Annotated in this window: 17 protein-coding genes; all 17 read left to right on the forward strand. The window is 44.7% G+C overall.

The features are described from left to right. Window positions 1-78: 78 nt before the first annotated feature. Complete coding sequence (locus tag M72_RS12505; RefSeq protein WP_055068458.1) at window positions 79-1,269, forward strand: acetate kinase; 1,191 nt, start codon at window positions 79-81, stop codon at window positions 1,267-1,269. Between the two features lie 91 nt (window positions 1,270-1,360). Further along, window positions 1,361-1,885 carry a YceD family protein gene (locus M72_RS12510; protein WP_022045085.1) on the forward strand — a complete coding sequence of 175 codons (525 nt, stop codon included), beginning with the start codon at window positions 1,361-1,363 and terminating at the stop codon, window positions 1,883-1,885. A gap of 4 nt (window positions 1,886-1,889) precedes the next feature. Then, entirely contained in the window at window positions 1,890-2,069 is a 180-nt protein-coding gene (gene rpmF / locus M72_RS12515) for a 50S ribosomal protein L32 (protein ID WP_022045086.1), read from the forward strand. A gap of 140 nt (window positions 2,070-2,209) precedes the next feature. Further along, on the forward strand, window positions 2,210-3,235 hold the full coding sequence (plsX, locus tag M72_RS12520; protein ID WP_022045087.1) for a phosphate acyltransferase PlsX: 1,026 nt from the start codon (window positions 2,210-2,212) through the stop codon (window positions 3,233-3,235). A gap of 18 nt (window positions 3,236-3,253) precedes the next feature. Further along, entirely contained in the window at window positions 3,254-3,490 is a 237-nt protein-coding gene (gene acpP, locus M72_RS12525) for an acyl carrier protein (protein ID WP_022045088.1), read from the forward strand. A 57-nt stretch (window positions 3,491-3,547) separates the two neighbouring features. Next, window positions 3,548-4,237 (forward strand): ribonuclease III, encoded by a 690-nt coding sequence (gene rnc, locus M72_RS12530; RefSeq protein WP_055068459.1) that lies wholly within the window; start codon window positions 3,548-3,550, stop codon window positions 4,235-4,237. Between the two features lie 3 nt (window positions 4,238-4,240). Then, a complete protein-coding gene (gene smc, locus M72_RS12535; protein WP_055068460.1) occupies window positions 4,241-7,798 on the forward strand; it encodes a chromosome segregation protein SMC in 3,558 nt (1,185 codons plus the stop codon). 43 nt (window positions 7,799-7,841) lie between these two features. Next, window positions 7,842-8,804 carry a signal recognition particle-docking protein FtsY gene (gene ftsY, locus M72_RS12540; RefSeq protein WP_055068461.1) on the forward strand — a complete coding sequence of 321 codons (963 nt, stop codon included), beginning with the start codon at window positions 7,842-7,844 and terminating at the stop codon, window positions 8,802-8,804. Further along, a complete protein-coding gene (ilvA, locus tag M72_RS12545) occupies window positions 8,788-9,999 on the forward strand; it encodes a threonine ammonia-lyase (RefSeq protein ID WP_055068548.1) in 1,212 nt (403 codons plus the stop codon). The genes ftsY and ilvA overlap by 17 nt, the downstream gene beginning before the upstream one ends. Window positions 10,000-10,075: 76 nt before the next feature. Continuing rightward, entirely contained in the window at window positions 10,076-10,420 is a 345-nt protein-coding gene (gene ylxM, locus M72_RS12550) for a YlxM family DNA-binding protein (protein WP_055068549.1), read from the forward strand. A gap of 1 nt (window position 10,421) precedes the next feature. Next, entirely contained in the window at window positions 10,422-11,780 is a 1,359-nt protein-coding gene (gene ffh, locus M72_RS12555) for a signal recognition particle protein (RefSeq protein ID WP_055068462.1), read from the forward strand. Between the two features lie 31 nt (window positions 11,781-11,811). Continuing rightward, on the forward strand, window positions 11,812-12,057 hold the full coding sequence (gene rpsP, locus M72_RS12560; RefSeq protein ID WP_022045095.1) for a 30S ribosomal protein S16: 246 nt from the start codon (window positions 11,812-11,814) through the stop codon (window positions 12,055-12,057). A 22-nt stretch (window positions 12,058-12,079) separates the two neighbouring features. Then, complete coding sequence (locus M72_RS12565; protein WP_022045096.1) at window positions 12,080-12,310, forward strand: KH domain-containing protein; 231 nt, start codon at window positions 12,080-12,082, stop codon at window positions 12,308-12,310. 181 nt (window positions 12,311-12,491) lie between these two features. Continuing rightward, complete coding sequence (gene rimM, locus M72_RS12570; RefSeq protein ID WP_022045097.1) at window positions 12,492-12,998, forward strand: ribosome maturation factor RimM; 507 nt, start codon at window positions 12,492-12,494, stop codon at window positions 12,996-12,998. 14 nt (window positions 12,999-13,012) lie between these two features. After that, on the forward strand, window positions 13,013-14,443 hold the full coding sequence (trmD, locus tag M72_RS17975) for a tRNA (guanosine(37)-N1)-methyltransferase TrmD (RefSeq protein ID WP_055068463.1): 1,431 nt from the start codon (window positions 13,013-13,015) through the stop codon (window positions 14,441-14,443). 170 nt (window positions 14,444-14,613) lie between these two features. Next, the gene (rplS, locus tag M72_RS12580) at window positions 14,614-14,967 is read left to right on the forward strand and encodes a 50S ribosomal protein L19 (RefSeq protein WP_022045099.1); all 354 of its coding nucleotides are present in this window, start codon (window positions 14,614-14,616) and stop codon (window positions 14,965-14,967) included. Window positions 14,968-15,110: 143 nt separating this feature from the next. Beyond that, window positions 15,111-15,620, forward strand: coding sequence for a signal peptidase I (gene lepB, locus M72_RS12585; protein ID WP_082413922.1), 510 nt, complete (start codon window positions 15,111-15,113; stop codon window positions 15,618-15,620). Window positions 15,621-15,643 lie beyond the last annotated feature (23 nt).

Raw genomic sequence — 15,643 nt, forward strand, 5'->3', positions numbered from 1 at the left:
TATAAGAAGGAAAATGTGTTTATAATGGAAAAAGATTGTGGATTTCCACAAAATGAATAAGGACAAGGGAGAATTCAAATGAACGTATTAGTAATCAACTGCGGAAGCTCTTCCCTGAAGTACCAGCTGATCAACTCTGATTCAGAAGAGGTACTTGCCAAGGGCTTATGCGAAAGAATCGGAATTGACGGAAGACTGGTATACCAGAAAGAGGGAATGGATAAGGAGATCACGGAAGCTCCGATGCCAACCCACAAAGAGGCCATTCAGATGGTTCTTGATGCACTGCATAATCCAAAGAGTGGAGCAGTAAAGGATCTGAGCGAAATCGACGCAGTTGGACATCGTGTTGTACACGGTGGAGAGAAGTTTGCAAAGTCGGTGGTACTGACAGAAGAAGTGCTTGCAAAGGTAGAAGAGTGTAATGAACTTGCACCGTTACATAACCCGGCAAACCTGATCGGTATCCGTGCGTGTCAGGATCTTATGCCAAATGTACCGATGGTTGGTGTATTTGATACGGCGTTCCATCAGACAATGCCAAGAAAGGCATTCCTGTACGGACTTCCATATGAATATTATGAGAAATATAAAGTAAGAAGATACGGATTCCACGGAACCAGCCACAGTTTTGTATCCAAAGCATGTGCAGAGTATCTGAAACTGGATCTGAAAAACAGCAAGATTATTGTAGCGCATCTTGGAAACGGAGCATCTGTCAGTGCTGTATTAAATGGAGAATGTGTGGATACTTCCATGGGTCTGACTCCACTGGAGGGACTGGTTATGGGAACCCGTTCCGGAGATATTGATCCGGCAATCATGGAATTTATCGCAAAGAAAGAGAACCTCGACATCGATGGTGTCATGAATGTGTTAAATAAAAAATCCGGTGTTGAAGGATTATCCGGTGTATCCAGTGATTTCCGTGATCTGGAAGCTGCTTATAATGAAGGAAATCCACGCGCCATTGATGCCTGTGAGGTATTTGCTTACCGTGTGGCAAAATACATCGGTGCATATGTTGCAGCAATGAATGGTGTGGATGCGATCGCATTTACTGCAGGTATCGGAGAGAATACTTCTTTCATTCGTGAAAAGATCGTTTCTTATCTGGGATATCTGGGAATCAAGCTTGATAAGAAGACAAACGATGTGCGTGGCGTGGAGGAAATTATTTCCACACCGGATTCAAAAGTTACCGTATGTGTCATTCCGACCAACGAGGAGCTTGCAATCTGTCGTGAGACCGTAGCACTGGTAAAATAAATGTTGATAAATTTGTTGATAATTTGTAAAAATTAGTTGACAAAGCAGGACACCCTATGTATAATTGTTTAGGTGTGAATAGGAGAATACTGTGAAAATTGATCTTTCAATCATTACAAAATCCATAAACAAGGAATTGACACAGGAGGCGGACATCTCGCTCACTTCCTTTCGTTCCCGCTTGGGAGATTTTCCTATTGTTCGCAAAGCGCCGGTGACATTGCAGATCCGTAATGAGGAGAATGCAGCGGTATTCGTTAAGGGTACGGTTGATATTGATGTGATGATTCCGTGTGCGCGGTGTCTTGAAGAAGTTCGGACGCCGATCCGTTTTGACATAGATAAGAAACTCACTGTTCGGGAAGAGGGACTTGTCGATGAAGAGATGGAGGAACCGGATTACCTGATTGGGTTTGAACTGGATGTAGATAAACTTGTCTACGCCGAGATTTTGGTGAACTGGCCAATGAGAGTTCTGTGCAAGGACGATTGCAAAGGAATTTGTAAAGTCTGCGGGATGAACTTGAATAAGGGAGCCTGCAGTTGCCAGAGAACAGAGCTTGATCCAAGAATGGCAGCAATCCAAGATATATTTAACAGGTTTAAGGAGGTGTAAACAAATGTCAATTTGTCCAAAGAATAAATCTTCTAAGGGAAGAAGAGATAAGAGAAGAGCAAACTGGAAAATGTCTGCTCCGACCTTAGTAAAGTGCAGCAAGTGCGGCGAATTAATGATGCCACACCGTGTATGCAAGAACTGCGGATCTTATAACAAAAAAGAGATTATCGCGCAGGACTAATAAGGATAGGTCTTTAAAAATCAAGAGTTGGCGGTTTTGCTGACTCTTGATTTTTTTGTGTCTGAAAGAGCCAATTTATCGTTGATTTATGGAATGATATATAGTATATTTTCTAGTAGATGCATAAGGAGGAACAGACCATGCAGACAATCACGAAAGTAGCTCTTGATGCAATGGGCGGTGATAATGCACCGGCAGAAATTGTCAAGGGAGCAGTTGATGCGGTCTCTTCCCGTGAAGATATCAAAGTTTTTCTGGTTGGACAGGAGGACGTGGTAAGGGAAGAATTGCAGAAGTATCCATATCCGCAGGAGCGTATTGAGGTTGTGGATGCGCCTGAAGTAATTGAGATGGCAGAGCCACCCGTTCAGGCAATTCGAAAGAAAAAACAGTCATCCCTCGTTGTAGGTATGAATATGGTAAAACAAAGAGAAGCGGATGCATTTGTTTCCGCAGGAAGTTCCGGAGCGGTTCTGGTTGGCGGACAGACGATTGTCGGACGCATCCGTGGAATCAAACGCCCACCGCTGGCACCGATCATTCCGACGGAGACCGGAATTTCACTGTTGATCGACTGTGGCGCAAATGTAGACGCACGGCCGGAACATTTATTACAGTTTGCAAAGATGGGTTCCGTTTATATGGAAAACGTTGTGGGGATTAAGAATCCGAGAGTGGCGATTGTAAATATTGGTGCGGAAGAGGAAAAGGGAAATGCTCTGGTAAAAGAAACATTTCCATTGTTAAAAGAATGTGAGGATATCAATTTTGTCGGAAGTATTGAGGCAAGAGAGATTCCACACGGTGGAGCAGATGTCATTGTGTGCGAGGCATTTGTCGGAAATGTCATTTTAAAATTATATGAAGGTCTCAGTTCAACATTGATCGGTGTGATCAAGGCGGGACTGATGAGCAATTTAAAGAGCAAGATCGGTGCGGCACTGGCATTGCCGTCACTGAAAAAAACACTGAAAGCATTTGATGCGAGCCAGTATGGCGGAGCACCGCTTCTGGGACTGAATGGCCTTGTGGTAAAGACCCATGGAAGTTCCAGGGCAAAGGAAATTACCAATTCCATTTACCAGTGTGTGACATTCCGTGAAGAGAATATTAACGAAATTATCAAAGAAAGAGTTGCAGATTCCAAAAATAATGAAGAAGAATAAGAAAGGAAATGAAGTATTATGGAGTTCGAAAAATTAAAGAAGATTATTGTGGACGTATTAAACGTGGACGAAAATGAGATTACGATGGATACCACATTCATCGATGATCTGGGAGCGGATTCCCTGGATGTATTCCAGATCATTATGGGACTTGAGGAAGAATTTGATATTGAGATTCCAAACGAGCAGGCAGAAAAGATTGTTACAGTAGGGGATGCGGTAGAACAGATCAAAGCTGCAATGAATGAAAACTAAACACAGATACGAAAGGAGTCCGGTGGCGGACTCCTTTATTTCAGAAAGGGGAAAGAAGTGACAGATATTAAAAAATTTCAGGAAGTGATCGGATATCACTTTCATGATGAAAAACTGCTTCGTCAGGCACTGACGCATAGTTCATTTGCCAATGAGAAGCACTTAAAGAAACATTCGGACAATGAGAGACTGGAGTTTTTGGGCGATGCTGTGCTTGAGATTATCTCCAGTGAATTTTTGTACAAAGAGTATCCGGACAAGCCGGAAGGAGAACTGACAAAACTGCGTGCAAGCATTGTCTGTGAACCGACACTGGCACTCTGTACCAAGGATATTGCTTTAGGAGAGTATCTTTTACTCGGAAAAGGAGAGGACCAGACCGGAGGAAGAGGCCGCAAATCTATTTTGTCTGATGCGCTTGAAGCTGTGATCGGGGCAATTTATTTGGATGGTGGTTTTGCTAATGCAAAAGAGTTTATTCATAAATATATTCTGACAGATATTGAACACAAACAGCTCTTTTATGATAGCAAGACTATCCTGCAGGAGGTTGTGCAGGGAGAACATGAGCAGCTTACTTATGTACTGACCGATGAGTCCGGTCCGGATCATAATAAGAGTTTTACTGTCCGTGCATGTATTGGAGAGCGTGTCATTGGCAGCGGAACCGGACATACAAAAAAAGCGGCGGAACAGGAGGCTGCATATCAGGCACTTCTGATGCTTAAAAATCAGCAAAGGGGATAATACATGTATTTAAAAAGTATTGAGGTGCAGGGATTTAAATCATTTGCAAACAAAATTGTATTTGAATTCCACCAGGGAATCACGGGCATTGTAGGACCGAACGGAAGTGGAAAAAGTAACGTTGCGGATGCGGTGCGCTGGGTACTTGGAGAGCAGTCGGTCAAGCAGCTGCGTGGGTCTTCCATGCAGGATGTTATTTTTGCGGGTACGGAGAACCGGAAACCGCTCAGCTATGCGTATGTAGCGATTACACTGGATAATTCCGACCATAAACTGGCAATCGACTATGAGGAAGTCACCGTTGCCAGACGTCTGTATCGTTCCGGAGAGAGTGAATATCTGATCAATGGCAGTCCGTGCCGACTGAAAGAAGTTTCAGAATTGTTTTATGATACCGGTATCGGAAAAGAAGGATATTCGATCATTGGACAGGGACAGATTGACCGGATCTTAAGCGGCAAACCGGAAGAACGGCGCGAACTTTTTGATGAGGCGGCAGGAATAGTAAAATTCAAAAAACGAAAAGCGACTGCACAAAAAAAGTTAGAGAATGAGAGAGACAATCTGGTCCGTGTAAACGATATTTTGTCGGAACTGGAACGCCAGGTGGAACCGTTACAGCTGCAGTCGGAAAAGGCAAAAACCTATTTAAAAAAGAAGAATGAGCTGAAAGATTATGATGTCAACATGTTTCTCATGGAAACAGAGAGAATCGCATCCGAGCAGCGTGAAGTAGAGGAAAAATTCAAAATTGCAGATGAACAGCTGAAAGAAAGCGCGGATGCAAGGGAAAAGATCCGCCAGGAATATGACCGTTTGGGCGAAAGCATCACGGAAATGGACGAAAAGATCAATGCAATCCGGGAAAATATCAGCAATACGTCTGTGATGAAGGAAAAACTCGAAAGCCAGATCCAGATACTGGCAGAGCAGATCCATACGGCAGAGATGACAGATGAACATCTGCAGAGCCGTCTGGATGCCATTGCGCGGGAACAGAAGGAAAAGGAGGAGGCAAAAGCTTCCTACGAGAAAGAAAAACATTCCGGTGATGAACAGCTTGCACAGGTACGGAAACGACAGGAAGAAGCAGCACAGACACTGGCAGAGATACAGAAACAGATTGCATCCTGTAATGAGGGAATGGAACAGGGGCAGAAAGAATTGTTTGCGCTGTTAAACCGCAGAGCAGATATTCAGGCCAAACAGCAGCGTTCCGATACCATGGTGGAGCAGATCAATATACGAAAAGCAGAGCTTGGAAAGCGTCTGCTGGACAGAAAAACGCAGGAAACGGATCTGGATTCGGTTCTTGCAGACTGCAAAAAAGATCTCGAAGAGGTCAGTGCGCATATCCGAAAACTTTCGGAGCAGGAAAAAGAATTAAGTGCAAAGGAAAAAGAATGGAGAACTAAGGCAAAGGAAAATGACCGTGCACTGGAAGAAAAGCAAAACGAATTTCACAGGCAGCAGTCTCGTCTGGAGTCGCTTAAAAATATTGCGGAGCGCTATGACGGATACGGAAACAGTATCCGCAAAGTGATGGAACAGAAAGAACATAATCCGGGATTACTCGGGGTTGTGTCAGATCTGATTCAGGTGGATAAGAAATATGAGATTGCGATTGAGACCGCTCTGGGTGGAAACATTCAGAATATTGTGACGGAAGATGAAGCAACGGCAAAGAAAATGATTGCATTTCTGAAGCAGAACCGTTTCGGACGTGCAACATTTCTTCCGCTGACCAGTGTAAGAGCAAGAAAAAATCCGAAGAATGAAGCGGCACTGAAGGAGCCCGGAGTCATTGGAATTGCCAGTCAGCTGGTAAAGTGTGAGCAAAAGTATGAGGAAGTGGCGGCGTATCTGCTGGGGCGTGTGCTTGTGGCAGATTCGATTGATCATGCGATTGCACTTGCAAAGAAGAATCATTACAGTTTACATATTGTAACTCTCGAGGGAGAATATTTAAGCCCCGGTGGTTCCATGACGGGTGGAGCATTTAAAAATTCATCCAATCTGCTGGCAAGACGCCGCGAAGTGGAGGAACTGGAAACGAAAACGAATCGTCTGCTTCAGGAGATTGCGCAGATAAAAAACCGCAGGGAGGATCTTCTTACGGCCATTGAGCTGAATGAGGAAGAGCTGGAACAGGTGAAAGAAACCCTGCAGAAAGAATTTATTCGTCAGAATACTGCAAAGATCAATGTGGATCGCGCAATGCAGCAGAAAAATGAGAGTGAAGAAGTATTTTCAAGTCTCATGAAGGAACGGCAGCAGATGGATCGGCAGGTAGAAGAAATCCGTGCAGATCAGACAGGCATTAAGGAGGAACTGGAACATTCCAGACAACGGGAAACGGAAATCCAGCATGCGAATGAAGCGTTTCAGAAGATGCTTGAAGAACAGAAAGAACTGGAAAATAAAGCGGAATCGGAACTTTCCGGAATTCAGCTTGAGGAAGCGAATATCCGGCAGAAAGTAGAATTTGCCCAGACAAACGTGGAACGTATCAATGGAGATCTGGAAAAATTTGAGACGGAAAAGACCGGGCTTCTGGAGAATGCGAAAAATTTCAAAGAAGATGTGGAAAAGAAACAGCACGATATTGCAGAAATCCAAAAGACGATCCTTGCTTCTTCGGATTCCCATGGGCAACTGGAACAGAAACTTCGTGAAAGCGTAGAACAAAAAGAACAGATGTCTGCGGAATACCGGGGATTTTTCCGGAAACAGGAGGAAATTTCCGAGCGGTGTAACGGATTGGATAAAGAAGTGTTCCGTCTGAACAACCAGCGGGAAAAGCTGAATGAATCTGCAGAACAACAGACAAATTATCTGTGGGAAGAATATGAACTGACACCGCATGCGGCAGCAGAATTAAGAAACAGTGAATACGAAGATCCGCTTGCTTTAAAGAAACTGATCGCAGCAGTAAAGGATGAGATCCGGAAGCTGGGAACAGTCAACGTCAATGCCATTGAAGAATACAAAGAAGTTTCGGAACGTTATACGTTCCTGAAAGGGCAGCATGATGATCTGGTTGAGGCAGAGCAGACGCTGCTCGGCATCATAGAAGATCTCGACAGCGGCATGAGAAAACAGTTTCTGGAAAAGTTTGCGGAAATCCAGAAAGAATTCAATGCATCATTCAAGCACCTGTTCGGTGGCGGACATGGAGCTTTGGAACTGGTGGAGGATGAGGATATTCTCGAATGTGGCATCCGCATCATCGCGCAGCCGCCGGGAAAGAAGCTGCAGAATATGATGCAGATGTCCGGTGGTGAGAAAGCACTGACGGCGATTGCACTGCTGTTTGCGATTCAGGCACTGAAACCTTCACCGTTTTGTCTTCTGGATGAGATTGAAGCAGCACTTGATGATTCTAACGTCTCAAGGTTTGCAAGTTACTTAAATAAGCTGACAAAAAACACACAGTTTATTGTAATTACGCACAGACGTGGTACAATGACAGCAGCGGACCGGTTGTATGGAATTACCATGCAGGAAAAAGGTGTATCGACACTTGTGTCGGTAGATCTGATTGAACATGATTTGAACTGATTGATTATGTAAAAAGAAAGAAGCGATAAGAAAGGAAACTGATATGGGAGAAAAGAAAGGTTTTTTCAGCCGGCTTGTCGAAGGATTGACCAAGACAAGAGATAATATTGTATCCGGAATTGATTCGGTATTTCACGGTTTTTCTAAAATTGATGATGAATTTTACGAGGAACTGGAAGAAATTCTGATTATGGGTGATCTGGGCGTTAAGGCTACCGAGTCGATTCTGGATGATCTGCGTGAAAAAGTAAAGGCAAACCATGTGAAAGAGCCTGCAGAATGCAAACAGCTTCTGATCGACAGCATCAAACAGCAGATGCAGGTCGGTGAGACGGCATACCGCTTTGAAGAAGAGACATCCGTTGTCCTTGTGATCGGAGTCAATGGTGTGGGAAAGACCACAACCGTCGGAAAACTTGCAGGTAAACTGAAGGAGCAGGGAAAAAAGGTTGTGATTGCCGGTGCGGATACTTTCCGTGCAGCAGCAGGAGATCAGCTCAAAGAGTGGGCGGACCGTTCGGGAGTTGACATGATTGGCGGAACGGAAGGCGCAGATCCGGGATCTGTGGTTTATGATGCAACGGCTGCAGCAAAGGCCAGAAATGCAGATGTGCTTCTGGTCGATACGGCAGGACGTCTGCACAACAAGAAAAATCTGATGAATGAGCTTGGAAAAATTAACAAGATTCTCGAAAAAGAGTATCCACAGGCGTATCGGGAGACGCTGGTTGTGCTGGATGCGACAACCGGACAGAATGCGCTGGTTCAGGCAAAGGAATTTTCCGATGTGGCAAAGATTTCCGGAATTGTGCTGACAAAGATGGATGGAACAGCCAAGGGAGGAATTGCGGTGGCAATTCAGGCGGAACTTGGAGTGCCGGTCAAATATATCGGCGTGGGAGAGACCATTGATGACCTCCAGAAATTTGACCCGGATGAATTTGTGAATGCATTGTTTGACGTAAAAAATAAGGAGGACAACGATGAAGATGCTGACGCTAGATAAATTTGAAGAAGCAAGTGAAAAAGTAAAAGAGGTTACTCTGGAGACAAAACTTGTATACAGTGATTACTTAAGTGACCAGACAGGCAATAAAGTATATTTAAAGCCGGAGAATATGCAGTTTACCGGGGCATACAAAGTAAGAGGTGCTTATTATAAAATCAGCACGCTCTCAAAGGAAGAACGTCAGAGAGGACTGATTACAGCATCTGCCGGAAACCATGCGCAGGGAGTGGCATATGCCGCAAAGTGCTACGGCTGTAAGGCGGTAATTGTAATGCCAACCACCACGCCGCTGATCAAGGTGAATCGTACCAAGAGTTACGGTGCGGAAGTTGTGTTGTACGGAGATGTATATGATGAGGCATGTGCACATGCACTGGAGCTGGCAGAAAAAAATGGATATACCTTTATTCATCCGTTCGATGATCTGGCAGTGGCAACCGGTCAGGGAACCATTGCAATGGAGATCTTTAAGGAACTTCCGCTGGTAGAGTACATTCTTGTTCCGATTGGGGGAGGCGGACTGGCAACCGGCGTATCCACACTTGCAAAGCTGCTTAATCCAAAGATTAAGGTGATCGGTGTGGAGCCGGCTGGTGCAAACTGTATGCAGGCTTCATTTGCAGCCGGAAAAGTGACAACGCTTCCGACAGTAAATACAATCGCCGACGGTACTGCCGTAAAGACACCGGGAAGCAAAATTTTCCCATATATCCAGAAAAATCTGGATGACATCATCACGGTAACGGATGATGAACTGATCGTAAGCTTTCTGGATATGGTGGAAAACCACAAGATGATTGTAGAAAATTCCGGACTGCTTACGGTAGCGGCATTAAAGCATTTGGATGTTAAGGACAAGCGGGTGGTATCCATCTTAAGCGGTGGAAACATGGATGTAATCACAATGTCTTCCGTGGTACAGCAGGGACTGATTTTCCGTGACCGTATCTTTACCGTTTCGGTATTGCTTCCGGATAAGCCGGGAGAACTGGCGAAAGTTTCCGAGACACTGGCAAAAGAGCAGGGAAATGTCATCAAACTCGAACACAATCAGTTTGTTTCCACGAACCGGAATGCCGCAGTTGAACTTCGGATTACATTGGAGTGTTTTGGTACCGATCACAAGAAGCAGATTATCAAGGCGCTGGAAAAGGCCGGATATAAGCCAAAGATCGTAAGAACCATGATTTAAAAATAAATTACAAGGTGTCAAGAAAAAATACTTGACACCTTGTTTTCTTTATGGTAAAGTATCCAAGGTGATTGATGTGGAAGAAAAGTTACAACAGGCTTATTTATATGATTTTTATGGCGAGTTACTGAATGAACATCAGCGCCGGATCTATGAGGACTTCGTGTTCAATGATCTTTCTCTCGGTGAGATTGCCGGGGAGGAGGGGATTACCAGACAGGGCGTGGCAGATATGATCAAACGCTGTGGAAAGAAGCTTTCGGATTATGAAAAGAAACTTCATCTGGTAGAGAAGTTCTTATCTGTGAAGCAGGATGTGGAGGAAATTCACAGACTGGCAGAACAGTTTCATCAAACAAAAGATGAACAGATCGTAGAACAGATCGCAACGATTTCAAATCAGATTTTGGAGGAGCTGTAGTATGGCATTTGACAGTCTTTCTGAAAAATTGCAGAATGTATTTAAGAATCTTCGCAGCAAGGGCAGACTGACAGAGGACGATGTCAAGACAGCACTGAAAGAAGTCAAGATGGCACTGCTTGAGGCAGATGTAAATTTCCGTGTGGTCAAGAAGTTTGTAAAAGATGTGCAGGAACGGGCAATCGGACAGGATGTGATGAGCGGTCTCAATCCGGGACAGATGGTCATCAAGATCGTAAACGAAGAGATGGTTAAGCTCATGGGCTCCGAGACAACCGAGATTGCGTTCCGGCCGGGAAAAGAACTGACCGTCATTATGATGGTAGGTCTGCAGGGTGCCGGTAAAACAACTACCACGGCAAAGATCGCAGGCAAATTAAAGACCAAAGGGAAAAAGACACTGCTGGCAGCCTGTGATGTGTATCGCCCGGCTGCAATCGAACAGTTGCAGATCAATGGAGAAAAGCAGGGCGTGGAAGTATTTGCCATGGGAAATAAAAACAAACCTGCGGATATCGCCAAAGCAGCCGTGGAACATGCAAAGAAAGAAGACTGCAATGTTCTGATCATTGATACGGCAGGTCGTCTGCATGTCGATGAAGAGATGATGGATGAGCTTGTGGAGATCAAAGAAGCGGTGGATGTATTCCAGACCATTCTCGTTGTTGATGCAATGACCGGTCAGGATGCGGTAAATGTTGCTTCGACATTTAATGACAAGATAGGAATCGATGGTGTTGTTCTGACAAAGCTCGATGGAGATACCCGGGGCGGTGCAGCTCTTTCCATCCGCGCAGTGACAGGAAAACCGATTCTGTACGCAGGTATGGGGGAGAAACTTTCGGATCTGGAACAGTTTTATCCGGATCGTATGGCATCCCGAATCCTTGGTATGGGCGATGTGCTTACCATGATTGAGAAAGCACAGGAGAATCTCGACGAGGAAAAAGCCAAAGAACTTGAGCAGAAGATGCGCAAGAATGAATTTGACTTTGAAATGTATTTAGAGTCCATGAGTCAGATGAAAAAGATGGGCGGTTTGTCCAGTCTGATGGGCATGATGCCGGGACTTGGACTCGGCGGTGGAAAGATGCCGGAGATTGATACGGACGAAGCGGAGAAAAACATGCGGAGAATAGAGGCAATTATTCATTCCATGACACCGCAGGAACGTAAAAATCCGAATCTGCTCAATCCAAGCAGAAAGAACCGCATTGCAAGAGGTGCGGGTGTACAGGTGGCAGAAGTCAACCGTCTGGTCAAGCAGTTTGAGCAGACAAAGAAAATGATGAAACAGATGCCCGGCATGATGGGCGGCAAACGTGGTAAAAGAGGAATGTTCAAAGGACTTCCCTTTTAAATAAAAACAAAACCTATGAGGAGGTGAAATCATGGCAGTAAAGATCAGATTAAGAAGAATGGGACAGAAGAAGGCTCCTTTCTATAGAATCGTAGTTGCAGATTCCCGCTCACCAAGAGACGGAAGATGCATCGAAGAGATCGGAACATATGATCCAACAAAGGATCCTAGCGAGTATCACGTAGATGCTGAGCTGGCTAAGAAGTGGTTATCTACAGGCGCACAGCCAACAGAGACCGTTAACAGAATCTTCAAGGCAGCTGGTATCGAGAAATAATTCCGAAGGGTGGATGTAATTAATGAAAGAATTAGTTGAAGTAATTGCAAAGTCACTCGTTGATTTCCCGGATGAAGTTGTTGTGACGGAGTCTGAGAATGAAAAAGGAACTCTGCTGGAACTTAGGGTTGCACAGTCCGATATGGGCAAAGTAATCGGAAAGCAGGGACGCATTGCGAAAGCAATCCGTGCGGTTGTGAAAGCAGCGGCATCCAAAGAAGACAAAAAAGTTATTGTGGAAATCATGCAATAACATAACGGTAGGATATACCGTAAATGAAAGCGGTACATCTCTGATGTACCACAGGCGATACATCGAAGATGTACCACAGGCGATACATCAGAGATGTACCGCATTAAGCACCCCGCAGCTGCGAGGTGCTTGTTTTTCTATGAAACAAATTCGTGAGAGAATCTGCACAATAGGAGATTTTATGGAAGATTTATTTCAGGTGGGAGTGATTACGGCTCCTCACGGGGTACGTGGAGAGGTGAAAGTGTTTCCTACCACGGATGATAATGCCCGGTTTAAAAATTTGAAAACAGTCCTCCTTGATCAGGGTCGGGGAACCAGAGAACTTGAAATCGAAGGTGTTAAGTTCTTTAAAAATATGGTGATCCTGAAATTCAAGGGGATAGATGATAGAAATGACGTGGAGAGAATGCGGCAGGCAAAGCTGCTTGTTACCAGGGAAAATGCAGTGGAATTAGGAAAAGACGAGTATTTTATTGCAGATCTGATCGGAATACAGGTAGTTTCGGATGAAGGAGAAGAACTTGGAACAATCTCCGATGTATTGCAGACCGGTGCCAATGATGTCTATGTTGTGAGTAAAGACGGCGCAAAAGATCTGCTCATTCCGGCAATCCATGCGTGTATCCAGAACGTGGATGTGGCTGCGGGACAGATGGAAGTACATCTGCTGCCGGGACTGCGTTAAACGGAGGGTGGACAATGAAGTTTCATGTTTTGACACTTTTTCCGGATATGGTGATGCAGGGGCTTATGACAAGCATCACAGGGAGAGCCGTACAACAGAAAAAAATAGATATTGATGCGGTGAATATTCGTGATTATACGCAGGATAAGCATGGCAGGGTGGATGATTATCCTTACGGCGGCGGTGCAGGGATGCTCATGCAGGCACAGCCGGTATATGATGCATGTCAGAGTGTTATGGAAAAGATACCGCAGAATAAGAAAAAGCGGGTGATTTATGTAACCCCGCAGGGAATTCCTTTTACACAGGCAAAAGCACGGGAACTGGCGGCACAGGATGAGCTGCTTTTGTTATGCGGGCATTACGAGGGCATTGATGAGCGCGTGCTTGAGGAAGTGGTCACAGATTACATTTCCATCGGTGATTATGTACTGACGGGCGGCGAGCTGGCAGCCATGGTGATTGTCGATGCAGTGGCACGCCTGGTTCCGGGAGTGCTTGGAAATGAACAGTCGGCTCTGACCGAATCTTTCCACGGAGAGCTTTTGGAACATCCGCAATATTCCAGACCGGATGTGTGGCACGGGAAAAAGGTGCCGGAGGTGCTGCTTTCCGGAAACCAGAAACACATAGATGCATGGAAAAAGGAACAGTCCATCCTGCGTACAAAGGAACGCAGACCGGATCTGTATGCCCGCTATGTGCGGCTGCAGGAATGCAGACAACTGCTTATGAAACAGAAACTGTTGCACATCGATATGATTGAACTGATCAATCGTGGACGCGCACAACTGTTGTATTTCGGGCAGGGACAGATATTGCTCAAAGATATGGAATACGAGATCTATTTTCATGCATGTGTGGATCCGTCAAGACTTCCGGATATCCGTACATGGACGCTTCCGGTTGAAAAAATACCGCTGGCGGTTTTGCATCAGGAGGAAATGATTCCTTATTTTCAAAAGAGATACGGACTTAATCAGGAGTGCGAATGTTATCAGGCTGTGTACACCAGACATGAAAAGCTTCCGGTGCGCGGTTTATACCGGCCGGATCTGACGCGTGAGGATGGATTGTCGATGCGCAGATTACAACGAGAAGATTTTCCACAGGTGATTTCCTTTTATCACGGCTGCTGTGATGAGGACTACCTGCGGTCGAGGATACAGGATGGTATGCTTGTGGGGGCTTTTTATGACGAAAAGCTTGCCGGATTTATCGGGCAGCATTGTGAGGGAAGTATCGGAATGCTTATGGTAGCACCAAAATTCCAGCGCAGACACATTGCCATGACGCTCGAAACGTATGCAGCAAACTGTATGCTCGAACAGGGAAAAATTCCGTTTGCACAGATTATCACGGACAACGAAAAATCCAAGAGATTGCAGGAAAAAGAGGGATTTTGCCTGTCGCGTGACAAAATTTTCTGGATGTGCGAAAAATGATGAAAAAGGACTTGATTTTTCGGAATGAGTATGCTAAAGTTTATAATTGTTGCGGTGTAATTATTCGGTAATATTACGGAACGGATAGTTACAAATGTGAATAGAAGTGACGGTCCTCTGGCACCGATAGATGGAGTTTAAGAACGTCAAAATAATCAGGAGGTCACAAAATGAACGCGAGTGAAATTATCAAGAACATTGAGGCAGAGCAGTTAAAGGCTGAAGCACCACAGTTTTCCGTAGGTGATACTGTAAAGGTATACGGAAAGATCAAAGAGGGAAACCGTGAGCGTATTCAGGTATTCGAAGGAACTGTTATTAAGAAGCAGGGTGGAAGCAACCGTACCACTTTCACTGTAAGAAAGATTTCAAACGGTGTAGGTGTTGAGAAGACATGGCCTTTACATTCTCCAAACGTTGAGAAGGTAGAGATCGTTCGTAAAGGTAAAGTACGTCGTGCAAAACTTTACTACTTAAGAGACCGTGTCGGCAAAGCTGCAAAGGTAAAAGAGTTAGTAAAATAATTTGCTTCATGGAAGGGATGCCACAGAATGCGGCATCCCTTTTTTCTAACTTGAATTAAAGAGGTGGAAAAGTGAAAAGAAGAAGCGGACTGAATTTCAGCAGAAGAAGAAAAAAGTTTAATGTGCCCCTGTTTAAAGAAATTATGACCTGGGTATTAGAATGTGCCATTGTAATTGCCATTGCATATGCACTGGTCAGTTCTTTTGGTTTTCGGACGACAGTTGTGGGAAATGCCATGCAGGATACCTTACAGAGCGAGGAACAGATTTTTGTCAATCGCTTTGTCTATATGGTACGCGCGCCAAAGCAGGGCGATGTCGTCGTTTTTTTGCCGAATGGAAATGAAAAATCCCATTATTATGTCCGGAGGGTCATTGCCTGTCCGGGGGATACGGTACAGATCAAAAATGGGAAAGTATATATTAATGGAGAACTTTACAAGGAAGATATTGTTTCTGCTTCCATCGAAGATCCCGGTGTGGCAGCAGATGAAGTGAAACTTGGGGATGACGAATATTTTGTTCTCGGGGATAATCGAAACAGCAGTGAGGACAGCCGTATGGCAAATATCGGAAATGTGAAAAAAGATTATATAATTGGAAAAGCGTGGTTCCATTTTAAGGGATTTGGAAAGATGGGACTGATCGATTAAGCGGGCTGATTTAGGAAATGAGG

Source organism: Roseburia faecis (assembly GCF_001406815.1).
GTDB lineage: Bacteria > Bacillota > Clostridia > Lachnospirales > Lachnospiraceae > Roseburia > Roseburia faecis.